Source organism: Mesorhizobium sp. L103C105A0 (assembly GCF_000502215.1).
In the GTDB taxonomy this organism is placed as follows: Bacteria; Pseudomonadota; Alphaproteobacteria; order Rhizobiales; family Rhizobiaceae; genus Mesorhizobium.
The window spans coordinates 457,557-473,753 of the sequence record NZ_AYXF01000001.1 but is presented as its reverse complement, the minus strand read 5'-3'; the positions used below and the strand labels follow the sequence as shown (position 1 = coordinate 473,753).

Below are 16,197 nucleotides of genomic sequence, written 5' to 3'. Positions count from 1 at the left end.
GATTTGGTTGAAATCTCATCATGATCTAACCCTTTGTTGGAGCATGATCTTTTCCAAAAACCGGTACCCACTTTTTGGGATCATGCTCTAAGCCAGCCCGATGCGCGTGGCGCCGAGCTTGAACAGGGCTGTGGCATCCCGGTCGAAGCGGAAGGTGTCGATGAAGTCGTCGGCTCGGTAATCCGGAAGCGTCTTGCGGATGGCGGCGGCGAAGTTTTTCGCCTCGTCCAGCCGCCCAGCCAACGCCAGGCAGTGGGCGGCGATCGACAGGATGATGACATGTGCGTTGGGGCGGGCGGCCGCCTTCAGCGCCCATTCGGCCGCCTCGTCGAACTGGCCGAGGCGGACATGCGCCATGGCGCGTGCGCCCAGCATGCCGAACAGCATCGGGTCGAACGGCGACAGATGGCGCGAATGATCCGACGATCCGATCGCCGCGTGCGGGTCGCCCGACTGCGAATGCACGAAGGACAGCGCATAGTGGCCAAGCGCGAAGTTCGGGCTGAGGTCGACGGCTCTTTGCAGTTCTAGCACGGACGCATCACCCTCGCCGCGCAGCCACAGCGCCCGGCCCATCGCCCAGTGCGCGGCGGGATTATGATCGTCGACCAAAACGCTCTGGCCGGCCGCCTCAAAGGCAAGCGCGCTGTCCTGGTCGCGGTCGCCCCAGCGCTGGAAGGCGCTCTGCCAATGGGTGAAGGACAGGCCGGCATAGGCGCGGGTAAAGGTCGGATCCTGCTGCAGTGCGATGCCGAAGAAATGCCTGGCCTGCTCGTTTTCGCTGCGGGTGAAGCGATACATATGCCAGAGTCCTCGATGGTAGGCCTCCCAGGCATTGAGCGAATTGGGCGCCTTCAGCATGGCGCGGTTGCGCTCGACCATCTCTATCTCGGATGAGATGAAGGCCACGATGCTGTTGCCGATATCGTCGAGGACAATGAAGATGTCCTCGGGCTTGCGCTCGAAGGTCTCGGCCCAGACGATCCTGGCCGTGCGCACCTCGACAAGCTCGACGGTGACGATCAGGCGGCCGGTCAGGCTGCGCACCGTGCCGGTGGCGACATAGTCGACATCCAGCCTGCGGCCGGCATCTTCCGGCGCGATGTTCTTTTCCGCCAGCGCAAAGACCGAGCCCCGGGCGATTACAAAGAAGTCCCTGAGCTTGGCGAGGCGGGTAATGATGTCGTGGGTCAAGCCGTCGGCCAGCCCACCACAAACGCCGCCGGCATCTTCGGCAAATGGCATCACGGCAAGCGAAGCTTTGTGGGGCGCCGCGGCTTCGGTGGGGGCACGCGCGATCGGGCTGTGGCCCGCCACCGGCGCTACCGCAGGCTGTGCCGGCAAAGTCGCGCAGTGACGTTCCGCGCGAATGGCAAGCCACGCCTGGCGCACAGGGCCGAAATCCAGCTCTTCCGATTGGAAGAGCGATGCCGCAGCGGCAAGATGGTCTTCGCAGGCGCCGAACTGGCCGCGCCGCGCCAGCCTCACCAGGAGTGCGACATGGGCGCTGCTGTCGAACGGGGTCAATTCCAGCCATTTTTCGAGATGGGCGGAGACGTCTTCGGAATCGGCCGGCAGCGTCTTGACCAGATGTTCCAGTATAGCAGCTTGGCAGGAACCGAAACGGCGGCGCTGCGCGGTCAGCCAGCTGTTGAAGAGAGGGCTGCGGTCGATCTCCAGCCCTTCGAGGAAGTCGCCGACGAACAGGTCGGAGAGCAACTGCAGTCGCGTCGGCTCGAGCGTTTCGATGCCTGCGGCAGTTGCCGCGCCAACATCCAGCACGTCGACCGAGATACCGTCGAGATCAAGCACGATCGTATCATGCACGGTTACGATCCGGCCGCGGCCCGGTTCGTCGAGCGCGGCCCGCAGCTTGCTCAGGCACCAGCGAAGCTCACCCCTGGGATCATTTGGAACGTCCCACAGCAACTCGCAGAGCTTGCCACGTCCGACCGGATGGGGCGCCAGCGCCAGATAGGCCAGCAGCGCGCGCAGCTTGCGCGATGCCGGCAAGGCCACCGGAGCGGCGTCGCGCACAATCGCCAGCGGGCCGAAAAGCCGCAGAGACAGGCCTTTCCGGCTGCTTGCCTGGCTCGATTCCACGCCTGTTTCCACGCGTTTTCCCACGCTTGCCCACCGGACCTTGTTTTATCACCGAACGCGACAAAGTGCACACCCGGCTCGCAGATTGTGTGCCGAATGTGGTGCTTTCCACATTGTGGCACTTCAAAGACCTGTAGTGCGGCAAGGTGTCGAAACCTCGTCGCCCAAACCGCCGGTGTGTAACCGGCCCGTGAGCAAGAACCAGGAGTTTACCCATGTTGCATCAGCAGAAAATCAGAACCACGGCAGGCCGCGGCCGCCTTTTCGACAGCATTCTCGATACGGTCGGCGACACGCCGGTCATCCGCGTCAACAATCTCGGCCCGGCGCATGCGACCATCTACGTCAAGGCCGAGTTCTTCAATCCGGCTGCGTCGGTGAAGGACCGGCTGGCGCTCAACATCATCGAGGAAGGTGAACGCACCGGCGCGCTCAAGCCGGGACAGACCATCGTCGAGGCGACCAGCGGCAACACGGGCATCGGTCTTGCCATGGTCTGTGCGCAGAAGGGCTACAAGCTGGTGGTGACGATGGCCGACAGTTTCTCGGTCGAGCGCCGCAAGCTGATGCGGATGCTGGGCGCCAAGGTGGTGCTGACGCCGCGCGCCGAGAAAGGCTTCGGCATGTACAAGAAGGCGGTGGAACTGGCCGAAGCCAATGGCTGGTTCCTGGCCCGCCAGTTCGAGACCAAGGCCAACGCCGACATCCATGAAGCAACCACGGGACGCGAGATCGTCAACGATTTCGCCGGCTCGCGGCTCGACTATTTCGTCACCGGCTACGGCACCGGCGGCACCGTCGCCGGCGTGGCGCGGGTGCTGCGCCGCGAGCGGCCTGAGACCCGGATCGTGCTCACCGAACCGGCCAACGCGCAGCTTGTCGGCAGCGGCAAGCCGCAGATGCGTGGCGCCGGCGGAGCGCCGGCCGCCAGCCATCCGTCCTTCGAACCGCACCCGATCCAGGGCTGGACGCCGGATTTCATCCCGCACGTCCTGCAGGAGGCCATCGATGGCAACTTCTATGACGAGGTGATGCCGATCGCCGGGCCGGAGGGCATGAAATGGGCCAAGGCGCTGGCGCAGCAGGAAGGCATCTTCACCGGCATTTCCGGCGGTTCGGCTTTTGCCGTGGCGCGCCAGATCGCCGGCACGGCACCGGCCGGATCGGTGATCCTGTGCATGCTTCCCGATACCGGTGAACGCTACATGACCACGCCTTTGTTCGACGGCATCGAGGCCGAGATGAATGCGGAAGAGCTTGCTCTCTCGCGCTCGACGCCCGGTTGCCAGTTCCCGGCATGATGACGCGGGAGCAAATTGCATGGACGCGATGCCTGGACACTCGGCTACCAGTGCCGAGGAAACGCTTGACCCCTCGGACTGGGCCGATGTGCAAAGCCTGTCGCATCGGATCGTTGACGATGCCGTCGCTTACCTGCGCGATGTCAGGCAACGGCCGGTGTGGCAGGAGATGCCTGGAGATGTGAGGGATTTCTTCACCGCCTCGCTGCCGCAATCGCCGACCCCGCTTGCCGACATCTATGGCGATGTCGTGGACAAGGTGATGCCCTATCCGATGGGCAACATCCATCCGCGCTTCTGGTCCTGGTATATGGGGTCGAGCAATTTTACCGGCGCGATCGGCGATTTCCTGGCGGCAATCCAGGGCTCCAATCTCGGCGGCGGCAACCATGCCGCCGCCCTGATGGACGGCCAGGTGGTCGACTGGTGCAAGCAGATGATGGGCATGCCGGCTTCGGCCAGCGGTACGCTGGTCAGCGGCGGCTCGATGGCCAACATCATCGGGCTCACCGTGGCGCGCAACACCAAGGCCGGCATCGACGTGCGCGAGCACGGCGTTGGAGCAATCGAAAAGCCTTTGCGTTTCTATGGCTCGGACCAGGTCCATTCCTGTCACCGCAAGGGGATGGAAGCGCTCGGTCTCGGCAACAAGGCGCTGCGCCGCATTGCCAGCGACGCCGGCCTGCGCATCGACATTGAAGGTTTGAGGACTGCGATATCGGAAGATCGCGCGGCCGGGTTCAAGCCGGCCTGCATCATCGGCAACGCCGGCACTGTCAACACCGGCGCCATCGACGATCTGCAGGCGCTGGCCAAGCTGGCGCATGAGGAGGACCTCTGGTTCCATGTCGACGGCTGCATCGGCGCGCTGATCGCGATCGCGCCTGAGAATGCACATCGCGTCGCCGGCATCGAATGGGCCGATTCCATCGCGCTCGATCCGCACAAATGGCTGCATGCGCCGTTCGAGGCAGGCTGCGCGTTGGTCAGGGATGCCTCGGCGCATCGCAAGACCTTCGCGGTGACGCCGGAATATCTGGAATCGACACCGCGCGGGTTGGCCTCCGGCCAATGGCTGCACGACTATGGCCTGCAGACGACACGTGGCTTCAAGGCACTCAAAGTGTGGATGGCGTTGCGAGAACACGGCGTCGAAAAATTCGGCCGCCTGATCGACCAGAACATTGCGCAGGGGCAGTATCTCTCAGGGCTGATCGCGGCCGAACCAGCGCTCGAACTGACGGCGCCGACCAGCATCAACATCGTCTGCTTCCGCTATCGCGCGGATGGTCTCGATGGCGAGCGCGCGAAAGCGCTCAACACCGAGATCATGCTGAGGCTGCAGGAAGACGGAACCGCCGCCATTTCCGATACCACGGTGCAAGGCCGGCATTGCCTCAGGGTGGCGATCAACAACCACCGGACCCGGCGCGAGGATCTCGACCTTCTCGTCGCCGAAACGGTCCGCCTGGTCAACGAGATCGCTTCTGCCTGACCGGCCATGGGGTAGTTCTCAGCCGCTGGCGGCCTCCTTTAAATCGCCCTCCGTAGCGGGAAACGTCACGCCGGGAAGGTAAAATGTGATCGGCCGGATTTCGTAGACTGCCGAGGGATTCACGCGGCGCAAGTCGCGCGCAGCCGCAATCGCCGCCTCCTGCGTGGCGCAGTCGAGGACATAAAGACCCAGCAATTGTTCCTTGGTCTCGGCAAACGGCCCGTCGATGACGATGCCTTCGCCCGGACCGCGCAGCGTCACGGCGTCGGCGGTCGCGCCCAGTCTTGCCGCCGGCCCGAGCTTGCCTTCGCGGGTCAGCCTGGCGTTGACTTCGAGCAGGTCGTGCATCAGCGCCGCATCCTGCTGCGGCGTCAGGGACTGGATGGTCTGTTCGACGTGATAGGCCAGGATGGCGTAAAACATGCGGCGATCTCCTCCTGTTCGAGCGGCTGCACTATTGCAAGGTTGGGTTGGCTGATCCACCCCCGGTGCCCATCGAGACGCTAGTCTGCTGCCTCATGCCGCCAGCGGCAGGCTGAGCTCCGTCAGCAGGCCGCCGCGGGGACGGTTGGACAGGTTGACATCGCCGCCGGCGGCACGCGCAATGTTGCGGGCAATGGTCAGGCCGAGGCCGAGACCGCCGGTCTGGCGGTTGCGCGATTGCTCCAGCCGCACGAAGGAACCGAACACCTGGTCGAGCTGCGCCTGCGGTATGCCCGGCCCCTCGTCGCGGATGACCAGCGTGACCGTGCCGTCCGACTGCCGCAGGCTGACATGGGCTTTCTTGCCGTAGGTCACGGCATTCTGGACCAGATTGTTGACGCAGCGCTTCAGCGCCACCGGTCGCGCGATGCAGATCATGCCACGCGGCCTGGCGCCGTCATGGTCGAACGTGACGTCCTCGAAACTGTCGGCGATCGATTCCACCAGCGACCAGAAATCGATCCGCTCGCTCTTCTCCTCGGTGACTTCGAAGGTGGCGAAGTCGATGACGGAGCTGGCGATGCTCTCGATGTCGGCGAGGTCGTGGGCCAGCGCCTCGCGGGCCGTCGATCTGCGCAACAGTTCGAGGCGCAGCCGCATGCGGGTCAGCGGCGTGCGCAGATCGTGGGCGAGCGCGGCGGCCAGATGTTCGCGGTCCTCGACATAGTCGCGCAGCCGGACCTGCATGGCGTTGACGGCTTTGGCCGCGGCGCGGATTTCGCGGCTGCCGGTCTCGGCGATCGGCGGGCTCTTCAGGTCCGTGCCGATCCGGTTGACCGCCGTTTCCATCATCCGATAGGGCGCTGTCAGCCGGCGCAGCGACCAGATCGACATGATCACCACCAAGGCCGCGATCAGCGAATAGAGCGGCAGGCTGTCGAAGCTCAATATCGGTCCGACCGGCGTGTTGGGCTCGGTGAAATTCAGCCATTGGCCGTCGGCGAAGCGGACAGATGCCGTCAGCTTGTCGCTCTGGGCGAAGCTCGCCGCCAGCGATAGCAGGTCACGCTCCACCGCGCCGACATCCTTGGTCACGGCCACACCGCCAGGCGCGTTGGCTGCCTGGGTTGCCGGATCGCGCCGGACGCGGGCGTCGGTGATGCCGAATTTCGACAGCCGCCCGACCAGGATGTCCTCGAGTTCGGCCAGTTCGTCGTCGCCGGCGATCGACGAGGTGACCGCGGGCGTGTCCGAAACGGTGAGCGCATAGGTGGCGTTGAACAGACCGGAGGCCGTCAGCTTGCGCTGCTCCGGCGTGTCGTCATGCATCAGCTGCACCAGCGAATAGGCGCGGTCGTTCAGCCGGTAGAGATCGACCTCGTCATTGGCGACGGCGCGATCGCGCGAGACGATATAGAGCGTAGCGACCTGGCTGATCAGCAGGCCGGCAATGACGATGAGCAAAACCCAGACCGGCAGGGTTTGCGGCAGGAAACGTCTCATTCGGAGGTGGTCTCGGGCAGAAACTGGTAGCCTCCGCTGCGCACGGTCAGGATCAGTTTCGGCGTCTTGGGGTCGTCTTCCATCTTGCGCCTGAGGCGGCTGACCAGGACGTCGATGCTGCGATCGAAGGAATAGTCGCTGTCGCCGCCGGAAAGCTCGATGAGCTGGTCACGGGTGAGCACTCGCTGCGCGCTTTTAACGAAGGTCTGCAACAGGTTGAACTCCGCCATCGTCAGCTCGACCCTGACGTCGCCCGGCGCCATCAGCCGGCGGCGCGAGCAGTCCATCGTCCAGCCGGCGAAATGATAGATCTGCTTGGTGGTGGCGCGCTTCGGCTCGGCAGCACCATTGCGCCTCAAAACGGCGCGGATACGGGCCAGCAGCTCGCGCGGATCGAAGGGTTTGGGCACATAGTCGTCGGCGCCCATCTCCAGGCCGACGACGCGGTCGGTGGTCTCGGTCACCGCCGTCAGCATGATGATCGGCGTCGAGTAGCTGGCGCGCAGGTCGCGGCAGAGCTCCAGCCCGCTCTTTCCCGGCAGCATCACATCAAGCACGATCAGGTCTACCTGCGTGCGGCGCAGTATGTCTTCCATCTCGACGCCGTCGGCGGCAACCGTAGTGCGCAGGCCCCGCTTCTGGAAGAATTCCTGAAGCAGGTCGCGAATGCCCTTGTCGTCGTCGACGATCAGTATGTGCGCATCGGATTTCACGGCGATCCTGTCATTGCTGGCGGCCGGTCGGCGGCTGCCTTCTGAGTCTGCTTCTGTGGCGTCACCCACACGATAGAATTCTGGCCACATGTTGGCCAGCGGCGATGATCGCCCGCAAAGCCGATTTGCCAGAAACAATCCAGAAACAAAATTCTATAGTCCGGAAAAACTCCCGAAAAAAATCAAGGGCATAAAAGGTGCCGTGGCGGTCAGGACATCGGCTGCGACGCGAAGTCTCCGGAGTAACGGACATCACCAATGCACAGGTTCACGATCAGCTTGATGGGTGCGCTGCTCAGCATTCCGCTCGTCACAGCCGCGGTCGGAGCCACAACCGCAAAGGTGACGCCGATCACAAGGAGCGAGCGCTGCATCGATCTCAATCGCCAGGTAGACGAAGCCCTTGAAACCCATGCCGCGGCAACGCAGGTCACCGCGGCGAAAGCACTGCAAAGAAAGGGAAACCGGTTCTGCGCCAACAAGAAACAGGCACAGGGTATCCGGATGCTCGCGAACGCTTTGAAGCTGCTTGGAGTGACACCGATCGACCCGGTTCAGTGACACTCGAAACTCGACCCGCACAAAGAAGGAAATGAAGCCATGAAAAAGTCCATCCTCTCCGCCACCGGTCTCGCCGTCGCTCTCGCTTTCGCAATGCCGGCTCTGGGCAATGCCGCTGCCACCACGACCGCTGCTCCGGCTGCTTCCACGACCACCGCTCCGGCGACCACGACCGCCAAGCCCCCGGTGAAGAAGGTCGTCGCCAAGAAGCCCGTCAAGAAGCACAAGAAGGCGAAGAAGGTCGTCAAGACGGACGCCCCGAAGGCCTGATCCAGACAGCCAACAGGCTTGTCTGTAACAAGGCCGCTCCAGCACCCCCCCCGGCTGGAGCGGCCTTGTCGTGTGAGTGCATGATTACCCGTTGATGGGTGCCGGCCACCCAGGACTTTAACCCGTTTGCAATGCCGGTCCGGTAGGATAGCCCGCATGAAGAAGCGGCTTTCATCCATTCTGCGCTCGATGGCCATCGGCGGCCTTGTGGCCTCGGCAATGGTCAGGGTGCTGATCCAGTTCACCGCCAGCCCGGTGCCCGATCCGGTGAGCGGGCGCACGGAGCCGTCGCTGTTTGCACCGGCAATCTCCAGCAGCTGGCAATACATCACACCATGGCAAAGCCTGCTGCTTACCGTGATCACCGGCGCGGCGCTGGCCTGCTTCTTCGGCTGGCTCGCGGTCGCCTGGGTCGAATACAAGGCGGCCGGATCAAGGCCGGATGCGGCATCCAGCGCACGGCAATTCCAGGCTCGTCGCGTCGCCGATCGCCAGAGCCGTTGAACCGCAGCGTACAGTTCCTAAATTTGTGAACGGCAGCACTTCCGGGAAGCCGGTTTGGCGCGCCGATCAAAATGGACGACGGCTTTCCCCCATGACAAAGTGAGAGCGACCCCTCGCGCGATACCGGTTCCCGATGCCTGAAATCAGTTCCAAACCCCGCACCAAGACCAAGCCGCGGACCGAGCGGCCGAAGCTCTACAAGGTCATCCTCATCAATGACGATTTTACGCCGCGGGAATTCGTGGTGACGGTGCTGAAGGGCGAGTTCAAGCTCAGCGAAGACCAGGCTAACCGGGTGATGATCACCGCGCACCGGCTCGGCGTTTGCGTCGTTGCCGTCTTCACCAGGGATGTCGCCGAGACCAAGGCGACACGGGCCGTCGACGCGGCCAAGGCCAAGGGGTACCCGCTGCTGTTTACGACGGAGCCGGAGGAGTAGGTTGAGCGTCTTTCTCCCCGTATAGTGACGGAGAAGGGATCCTTACCTTCCCTCTCTGTACCACATCGCGCCCATGGCCAGCAGCAGCAGGCAAAGGCCGAGGAAGCCGCCGAACAGGGGTACGCGCGAGACGGCTTTGAGCACGCTGTCGTCGGTGCTGCGCAGGCCGATCCAGTCTGCGCCCGAGGCCGCACCGGAGGCGCGGACCGGGACGATGGAGGGCAGGGCGACGCTGCCGGTGAGCTGGCCAAGGGTGGAGGAGGCCGCCAGCCGGCGCACGCTGCCGCCCGTGGCCTCAGTCGGAGCCTTCAAGCGGTCCTCGGTAGAGACGACGTCGGAGAATTCCGGCGCGTTGACCGGGCCGACATGGGCGAGTGCGGTCAGGTCACCATTGCCGATCTGGTAGAGGCCGATCTCCTTGGTCTCGATGCTGCCCAGGAAAACGCCGGGTTCGGACTTCTCCAGCTTGACGATCAGCGCCTTGCCCGAAGGGGTGATCACCTGCGCCGGGCCGGGATCGTCGCTCATCGTCTGGCGGCGGATTTCCAGCATCATGCCGCGGCCGTCGGCGGTCAGCCGCTCTTCCTCGAGTTCAGGTTCCTTCATCAGCCAGTGGGCGATGCGGCGGTAAAGCTGGACATGCGGCCCGCCACCCTCGAAGCCGCGCGCCCATAGCCAGCCCTGATCGGACAGAAGCATGCCGACGCGGCCTTCGCCCTTATGATCGAGCAGAAGCAGCGGGCGGTTGTCGGCGCCCTTCATCACCACTTCGCCTTCGGGGTTCTGCACGCCGATGGTGCGGAACCAGCGGCTCCAGCGCGGCGGCTCGGTCGCCGAGCCGTCGAGGCCGCGCGTCACCGGATGGCGCTGGCCGAGATCGGTGAGGCGCGGATAGAAGGCCTTGTCGATGACTTCGCCGGTCGGCATTGCCGGCAGCGACGACATTAGCGGGGTGCGGGCGATCGAGGAGTCGCCGGCATATTCCGGCCCGGCGGCGATCAGCAGCGCGCCGCCCTTTTCGACGTATTCGGAGATGTAGTCGTAATAGAGGATCGGCAGCACGTCGCGGTGCTGGTAGCGGTCGAATATGATGAGATCGAAATCCTTGATCTTCTCGACGAACAACTCGCGGGTCGGGAAGGCGATCAGCGACAGTTCGTTGATCGGCGTGCCGTCCTGCTTTTCCGGCGGCCGCAGAATGGTGAAATGGACGAGATCGACCGAGGCGTCGGATTTCAGCAGATTGCGCCAGGTGCGCTCGCCGGCATGCGGTTCGCCGGAAACCAAAAGCACGCGCAAGTTCTCGCGGATGCCGTCGATCAGCGCGATGGCGCGGTTGTTGGCGTCGGTCAGTTCGCCCGGCTCGCGGTCAATGGAGAGTTCGACGATGTTGCGGCCGGCGCCGGGGATGGTCACCTGCAGCGGCATCGCCTGGCCGATGGTCGCCTCTTCGACCGCGACCTGCTCGCCATTGACCGAGACGCGGACATCGACCGGGCCGGTTTCGCCGTCGGTGGCGATGACGCGGTAGGTCATGTCGAGCGGCTTGCCGACGAGGCCGAAGCGCGGCGCGTTCTCGAAGCGGATGCGGCGGTCCTTCTCGTGCTCGTTGCCGGTGATCAGCGCGTGCAGCGGCGCATTGAAGTCGGGGGCGGCCGGTGCGTCATGCACCTCGCCATCGGTGATCATGATGGCGCCACCGATGCGCGAGGGCGGCACGTCGCGGAAAGCGCCTTCAAGCGCTGCAAAAAGCTTGGTCTCGGTGCGCTCGTCGGCGGCTTCCGACTTGCCGGCCTCGACGACGCGGACGTCGAACTGCTTGAAGCGGCCAAGGCGCTGCTGCAAACCGGCAAGCGCTTCGTCGGTCTGTTTGGTCCGGTCGCCGATATCCTGGCTCTGGCTGCGGTCGACGATGACGGCAACGACGCTCTTCAGCGCCTCGCGCTCCTCATCGAGGAAGACCGGATTGAGGAGTGCTGCGCCCAGCGCAATCAGCGCCGCGAAGCGGAAGATCGCGCCGCGCTGGCGAAACCACAAGCCGACAGCCGCCAGCACCAGCAGCGGTGCGAGCACCAAAGCCAGCAAGGGCCAGGACAGCAGCGGTTCGAAGGAAATCGACCAGTTCATAGGCTTACTGCCCCAGCCGTTCGAGCAGGATCGGCACGTGCACCTGGTCGGATTTGTAGTTGCCGGTCAGCATGTACATCATGATGTTGACGCCGGCGCGCAGCGCATAGATGCGCTGCATCGGATCCGATGGCACGGTCGGCAAAAGCGGGTCACCATTCCCGGCGACGGCCCAGGCGCCGGCAAAATCATTGGCGGTGATCAGGATCGGCGAGACGCCGTCGCCGACGCGTACCGGCCGATGCTCGGCATTGCTGGCCTCGAGCGAGGCTTCCACCCAGAGCGGGCTGCCGGAGAAGCGGCCGGGAAATTCGGGCAGGATGAAGAAGGATTTGGTCAGCACATGGTCGGCGGGCACCGGCTCCAGCGGCGGCACGTTGAGATTGCCGAGAATGTCGCGCAACCGTTCCGTCGCCGGGCTCGCCGAATCCGCACCGATGCCGTTGGCGAACTGGTCGCGCGTGTCGAACAGCACCGTGCCGCCCTGCTGCATATAGGCGTCGATGCGGGCGATCGCGGCTTGGCTCGGCATCGGCGCGGAAGGATCGATCGGCCAGTAGATCAGCGGATAGAAGGAAAGCTCGTCCTTCGAGATATCGACGCCCGCCGGCGCGCCCGGCTCGAGCGCGGTCTTCTCGATCAGGAAGCGGGTCAGGCCTTCGAGCCCGGCGCGGCTGATCGAATCGTCACCGGGCACACCGGTCAGCACATAGGCGATGCGGGTCTTGGCAATATCCTCGATTGCCGCGGCATCGCCGGGCTTGGCGTCGTCGGCGTGGGCGAGGTCGGCATGGCCAAACAGCATGCCGAGGCCAAGCAGCAGCGCAGCCGTCGTTGCCGCGGCCGATCGGCCGCGGCGCGGTCGGCGCGACATCAGCCCGCCCATCCAGAACACCGCCAGCGTGTCGAGCAGCATAAGCACAAGTGCCGCTGTGACCAGCGATCCCTTGAGGTCGCGCGATTCATCGAAAGCGTACTGGATATTGGTCACCGGCACTGTGAATTGCGGGCGCACCAGCGGCGCGAAGGCGGTGGCCGGTTCGAGCAGATTGTGGGCGAAAACGCCGGTTTCCGAGCCGTAGAGGCCGGGCGGGTTCTCGAACGTCACCGGCAGCGTGCCGGCGCCGGGGACCAGCGGTCGCGCGTCCGGCGTCGGCGGCACCAAAGTGCCGTCGGCGGCTATCATGCGATAAGGCGCCAGCGACGTAGCAGCGGCTTCGGCGTTGACAACCGCCGCACCCTGGTTGCGCGACAGCTGCACGATGCGCCGCAGCATCTCGACGAAGCTGCCGGAGATCGGCAGCGTCGACCATGTCGCTTCCGGGGTGATATGGAACAGCACCAGCGTGCCCTTGCCCTTCTTCAACCCGGTCACCAGCGGGGTGCCATCGGCAAGGGTTGCCCAGGTGCGCTCGACGATGTCCGGCGTCGGTTCGGCCAACACCTGCCGGCTCACCGTGACCTCGGCCGGCGGTGCGAGGTCGGCGAACGGGCCGTTCTTCGGGAATTCGGTCACCGCCTGCGGCGTCGTCCAGGAGAGCGCGCCGCCAAGCGAGCGCTCGCCGGTGCGCAGCCTGACCGGCAGAAGGTCGTCGTCATTGCCGGCGGCGGCCAGCCGCGAACCGGCAAAGCGCACCAGCGTGCCGCCATTGTCGACCCAGTCGACCAGCCGCTGATGGACCTGCGGCGGAATGGTACCGATATCGGCCATGACGATCATCGCCGGCTTCTGGTCGAGAAGCTGCGGGATGGCGTCGGCGAGATCGACGCTCGACGGTTCGACCAGATCGGCGAAAGGCTGCAGCGCGCGCCTGATGTAATAGAGCGGCGACAGAAGCGGCTGCGCCTGGTCGGCCTCGGCCTGCGATAAAAGTCCGACGCGGCGGCGCTTGGAGCTTTCGTCGAGCACGCGCACCGCACCTGCCTGGCGTTCGCCGTCGAGCGCGATCGAGGCGAAGTCGTTGCGCAGTTCGAACGGCACCGCCATCGTGCCGGTGGCGGTGGTCTCACCCGGCGCGAAGGTCAGCGTCGCGTCGGCGATGCGGCGGCCCTTGTCGTCGAAGGCGCCGGCGGTGACTTGTGCCGGCGCCGGGTCGCCGGGCGCGCGGATGGCGGTCAGGGCGAAGCCGTCGACCTCGTTCTCGGCGCCGGTGAGCCCAGTCAGCGCCAGCCGGTCGGAATCGGTCCAGACGACACGGGCGGCGTTTTTCGACAGCAGTGTGTTGAAGGCGGCCTCGTCGCCTTTTGCCGCAAGGCCGTCGGCGAGAACGGCAACGCTGGCGCCGGGCAAGGTTTCCAGCACGCCGGCGACGCGGGCATAGACAGCGGGTCGGTCGGTCGGAATCGGCCTCGGCTTGGCGGCGCGCAGCCGGTCGAGGGCAGCCGCCGCATCGAAGGGGCCGATCTCGGCGTTCGGCTTTTCGGCGGTGAAGGCGATGACGACCGGTACGCCGTTCGAACCGGCATCGGCGATCAGCCGCTGGGCGGTGGCGACGCGCTTGCCCCAGTCGGCAGCACTCGCCCAGTCATTGTCGATGACCAGCGCCAGGGCGGCGCCCTCGGCCGGCAATTTTTCGCGCGGATTGAAGACGGGTTCGGCTAATGCCGCGACGACAAGGGCTGCCATCAACAGCCGCAGCAGCGTCAGCCACCACGGGCTCTGCTGCGGCGTTTCCTCGCGCTTCAGCACGCGAGCGAGGATCTTCAGCGGCGGAAAGATTTCGGACTGCGGCTTGGGCGGTGTGAGCCTGAGCAGCCACCAGATCACCGGCAGCGCGAGCAGGCCCCACAACACCATGGGAGCGCCAAAGGAGAGCGGCAGCCAGCTCATGCGCCGGCCCTTCCCACGAATGCGCCATCGGCGGTCATCGCCATGTGGATGCGCACCAGCGCCTCGGAAGCGAGGCGGTCGGTGTGGTTGACGGTGTAGCTCCAGGCGAGGCGCTTGCACCAGCTGGCCAGCTCCTGGCGGCGGGCGGTGTAGAGCAGGCGGTATTCGTCGCCGAGCATTTCCGCGCGGCCGGCGGTCAGCTTGTCGCCGGTCTCGGGATCGGTGAATTCGGTGCGGCCGGCATAGGGAAAGGTCTCCTCCGCCGGATCGGCAACCTCGATCAGATGCGCACGCACGCCATGCCGCGCCAGCACATCGAGCCATTCCATGGTCTCCTCGACCGGGTCGAGGAAATCGCTGACGACGACGATGTCGCAGAAGCGGCGGATGGCGGACAGGTCAGGCTTTGCTGGCGGGTCGGCGGCGTGCATCAATTGCGCCGCGATGCGCTCGGCGCCGTTGCGGGCGGTGAACGGATCGGTCAGGCCGGGCCAGGCGATGCGCTCGCCGCTGCGAGATAGCAATTCGGCCATGGCCAGTGCCAGCACCAGCGCGCGCGATTCCTTGGAAACGCCGGCGCCAGTCGATTTGTAGAGCATGGAGGGCGATGGGTCGGCCCAAAGCCACACCGTGTGGGCTGCTTCCCATTCGCGGTCGCGCACATAGGTGTGGTCGTCGCGGGCCGAACGGCGCCAGTCGATGCGCGAGGAATCGCCTTCGACATAGGGGCGGAACTGCCAGAAATTCTCGCCGATGCCGCGCTTGCGGCGGCCATGCCAGCCGGCAATTACCGTATTGACGATACGGCGTGCCTCGACCAGCAGGTCCGGCACCAGCGAAGCCCGCAAGCGGCCCCTGGCGAGCGCGTCGCGCGTCGCTGCCGGTGCCTGGACTTCGCCGATACGCGCCATCAGATTCCTTTGGCCAGTTTCGCCACCACGTCGCGCACGGTCGTGCCCTCGGCGCGCGCGGCAAAGGTCAGCGCCATGCGGTGCTGCAGCACTGGTTCGGCCAGCGCGCGGATATCGTCGACCGACGGCACCAGCCGCCCGTCATAAAGCGCGCGCGCACGGGCGCACAGCGTCAGCGCCTGGCTGGCGCGCGGGCCGGGACCCCAGGCGACATGCTTGTCGGTCTCAGCATTGCCCTGGCCGGGACGCGCCGAACGCACCAGTTTGAGGATGGCGTCGACGACGCTTTCGGGCACCGGCATACGGCGGATCAGCGTCTGGATTTCCCTCAGCCGCGCCGGCTGCAGCACGTTTTGCGCCTTGGCGTCCTCGGTGCCGGTGGTCTCCAGCAGAATGCGCCGCTCGGCCTCGATTTCGGGATAAAGGATGTCGACCTGCATCAGGAAGCGGTCGAGCTGCGCTTCGGGCAGGGGATAGGTGCCTTCCTGCTCCAGCGGGTTTTGCGTCGCCAGTACATGGAAGGGTGCGGGCAGGTCGTGGCGAATGCCGGCGATGGTGACGTGATATTCCTGCATCGCCTGCAGCAGCGCCGACTGGGTGCGCGGCGAGGCGCGGTTGATCTCGTCGGCCATCAGCAATTGCGCGAAGATCGGGCCGGAGATGAAGCGGAAGGAGCGCTTGCCGGCCTCGTCCTGTTCCATCACCTCTGAGCCGAGAATGTCCGACGGCATCAGGTCGGGTGTGAACTGGATGCGGCGCGAATCGAGGCCGAGCACGACACCGAGCGTTTCGACCAGCTTGGTCTTGGCAAGGCCGGGCACGCCGACCAGCAGCGCATGGCCGCCGGCAAGCAGCGCCACCAGCGTGCGCTCGACCACCACTTCCTGGCCGAAAATGACGCGGCCGACGCCGTCGCGCACCCTGGAAATATCGGCCAGCGCCGTCTCGGCCTGGGCGATCATGTCCTTTTCGCTGATTGGGCTTTCCTTGACCATTACGCTCATGCCGCATCGATCC

At 65.1% G+C, this 16,197-nt stretch carries 14 protein-coding genes; 6 read left to right on the top strand and 8 right to left on the bottom strand.

Translation table 11 applies throughout. The features are described 5' to 3' along the window. Positions 1 to 87 precede the first annotated feature (87 nt). Positions 88 to 2,115: a transcriptional regulator gene (locus tag X727_RS162175; protein ID WP_023741054.1), complete on the bottom strand. Its 2,028-nt coding sequence runs from the start codon at positions 2,113 to 2,115 to the stop codon at positions 88 to 90. Between the two features lie 203 nt (positions 2,116 to 2,318). On the opposite strand from X727_RS162175, the gene X727_RS162180 reads away from it, so the two are divergent. Further along, positions 2,319 to 3,404 (top strand): pyridoxal-phosphate dependent enzyme, encoded by a 1,086-nt coding sequence (locus X727_RS162180; RefSeq protein WP_023691604.1) that lies wholly within the window; start codon positions 2,319 to 2,321, stop codon positions 3,402 to 3,404. 19 nt (positions 3,405 to 3,423) lie between these two features. Beyond that, complete coding sequence (locus X727_RS162185) at positions 3,424 to 4,899, top strand: aspartate aminotransferase family protein (RefSeq protein WP_023701549.1); 1,476 nt, start codon at positions 3,424 to 3,426, stop codon at positions 4,897 to 4,899. A gap of 18 nt (positions 4,900 to 4,917) precedes the next feature. Here X727_RS162185 and X727_RS162190 read toward each other — a convergent pair whose 3' ends face one another. From X727_RS162190 to X727_RS162200, 3 genes are all read right to left on the bottom strand, one after another. Then, positions 4,918 to 5,322, bottom strand: a complete 405-nt coding sequence (locus X727_RS162190) for a YciI family protein (protein ID WP_023691602.1) — start codon at positions 5,320 to 5,322, stop codon at positions 4,918 to 4,920. A 93-nt stretch (positions 5,323 to 5,415) separates the two neighbouring features. After that, positions 5,416 to 6,825, bottom strand: coding sequence for an ATP-binding protein (locus X727_RS162195; RefSeq protein ID WP_023683676.1), 1,410 nt, complete (start codon positions 6,823 to 6,825; stop codon positions 5,416 to 5,418). Beyond that, on the bottom strand, positions 6,822 to 7,538 hold the full coding sequence (locus X727_RS162200) for a response regulator transcription factor (RefSeq protein WP_023833529.1): 717 nt from the start codon (positions 7,536 to 7,538) through the stop codon (positions 6,822 to 6,824). The genes X727_RS162195 and X727_RS162200 overlap by 4 nt, the downstream gene beginning before the upstream one ends. 258 nt (positions 7,539 to 7,796) lie before the next feature. Between X727_RS162200 and X727_RS162205 the strand changes: the two genes are divergently transcribed. From X727_RS162205 to clpS, 4 genes are all read left to right on the top strand, one after another. Beyond that, positions 7,797 to 8,099 (top strand): hypothetical protein, encoded by a 303-nt coding sequence (locus tag X727_RS162205; protein ID WP_023683677.1) that lies wholly within the window; start codon positions 7,797 to 7,799, stop codon positions 8,097 to 8,099. A 39-nt stretch (positions 8,100 to 8,138) separates the two neighbouring features. Further along, a complete protein-coding gene (locus X727_RS162210; RefSeq protein ID WP_023670004.1) occupies positions 8,139 to 8,369 on the top strand; it encodes a hypothetical protein in 231 nt (76 codons plus the stop codon). Between the two features lie 156 nt (positions 8,370 to 8,525). Then, positions 8,526 to 8,873, top strand: a complete 348-nt coding sequence (locus X727_RS162215) for a hypothetical protein (RefSeq protein ID WP_023670005.1) — start codon at positions 8,526 to 8,528, stop codon at positions 8,871 to 8,873. Between the two features lie 133 nt (positions 8,874 to 9,006). Then, entirely contained in the window at positions 9,007 to 9,312 is a 306-nt protein-coding gene (gene clpS / locus X727_RS162220; RefSeq protein ID WP_023670006.1) for an ATP-dependent Clp protease adapter ClpS, read from the top strand. 42 nt (positions 9,313 to 9,354) lie between these two features. On the opposite strand, the gene X727_RS162225 is transcribed toward clpS, so the two are convergent. Genes X727_RS162225 through X727_RS162240 form a run of 4 tightly spaced genes read right to left on the bottom strand, consistent with a single transcriptional unit; the run spans position 9,355 to position 16,184 of the window. Then, entirely contained in the window at positions 9,355 to 11,439 is a 2,085-nt protein-coding gene (locus tag X727_RS162225; RefSeq protein ID WP_023754937.1) for a membrane protein, read from the bottom strand. Between the two features lie 4 nt (positions 11,440 to 11,443). Then, positions 11,444 to 14,269 (bottom strand): DUF4159 domain-containing protein, encoded by a 2,826-nt coding sequence (locus tag X727_RS162230; protein ID WP_023833528.1) that lies wholly within the window; start codon positions 14,267 to 14,269, stop codon positions 11,444 to 11,446. Then, complete coding sequence (locus X727_RS162235; RefSeq protein ID WP_023744281.1) at positions 14,266 to 15,180, bottom strand: DUF58 domain-containing protein; 915 nt, start codon at positions 15,178 to 15,180, stop codon at positions 14,266 to 14,268. The genes X727_RS162230 and X727_RS162235 overlap by 4 nt, the downstream gene beginning before the upstream one ends. Next, entirely contained in the window at positions 15,180 to 16,184 is a 1,005-nt protein-coding gene (locus X727_RS162240; protein ID WP_023744282.1) for a MoxR family ATPase, read from the bottom strand. Before X727_RS162240 ends, X727_RS162235 begins: the two co-directional genes overlap by 1 nt. Between the last annotated feature and the right edge of the window lie 13 nt (positions 16,185 to 16,197).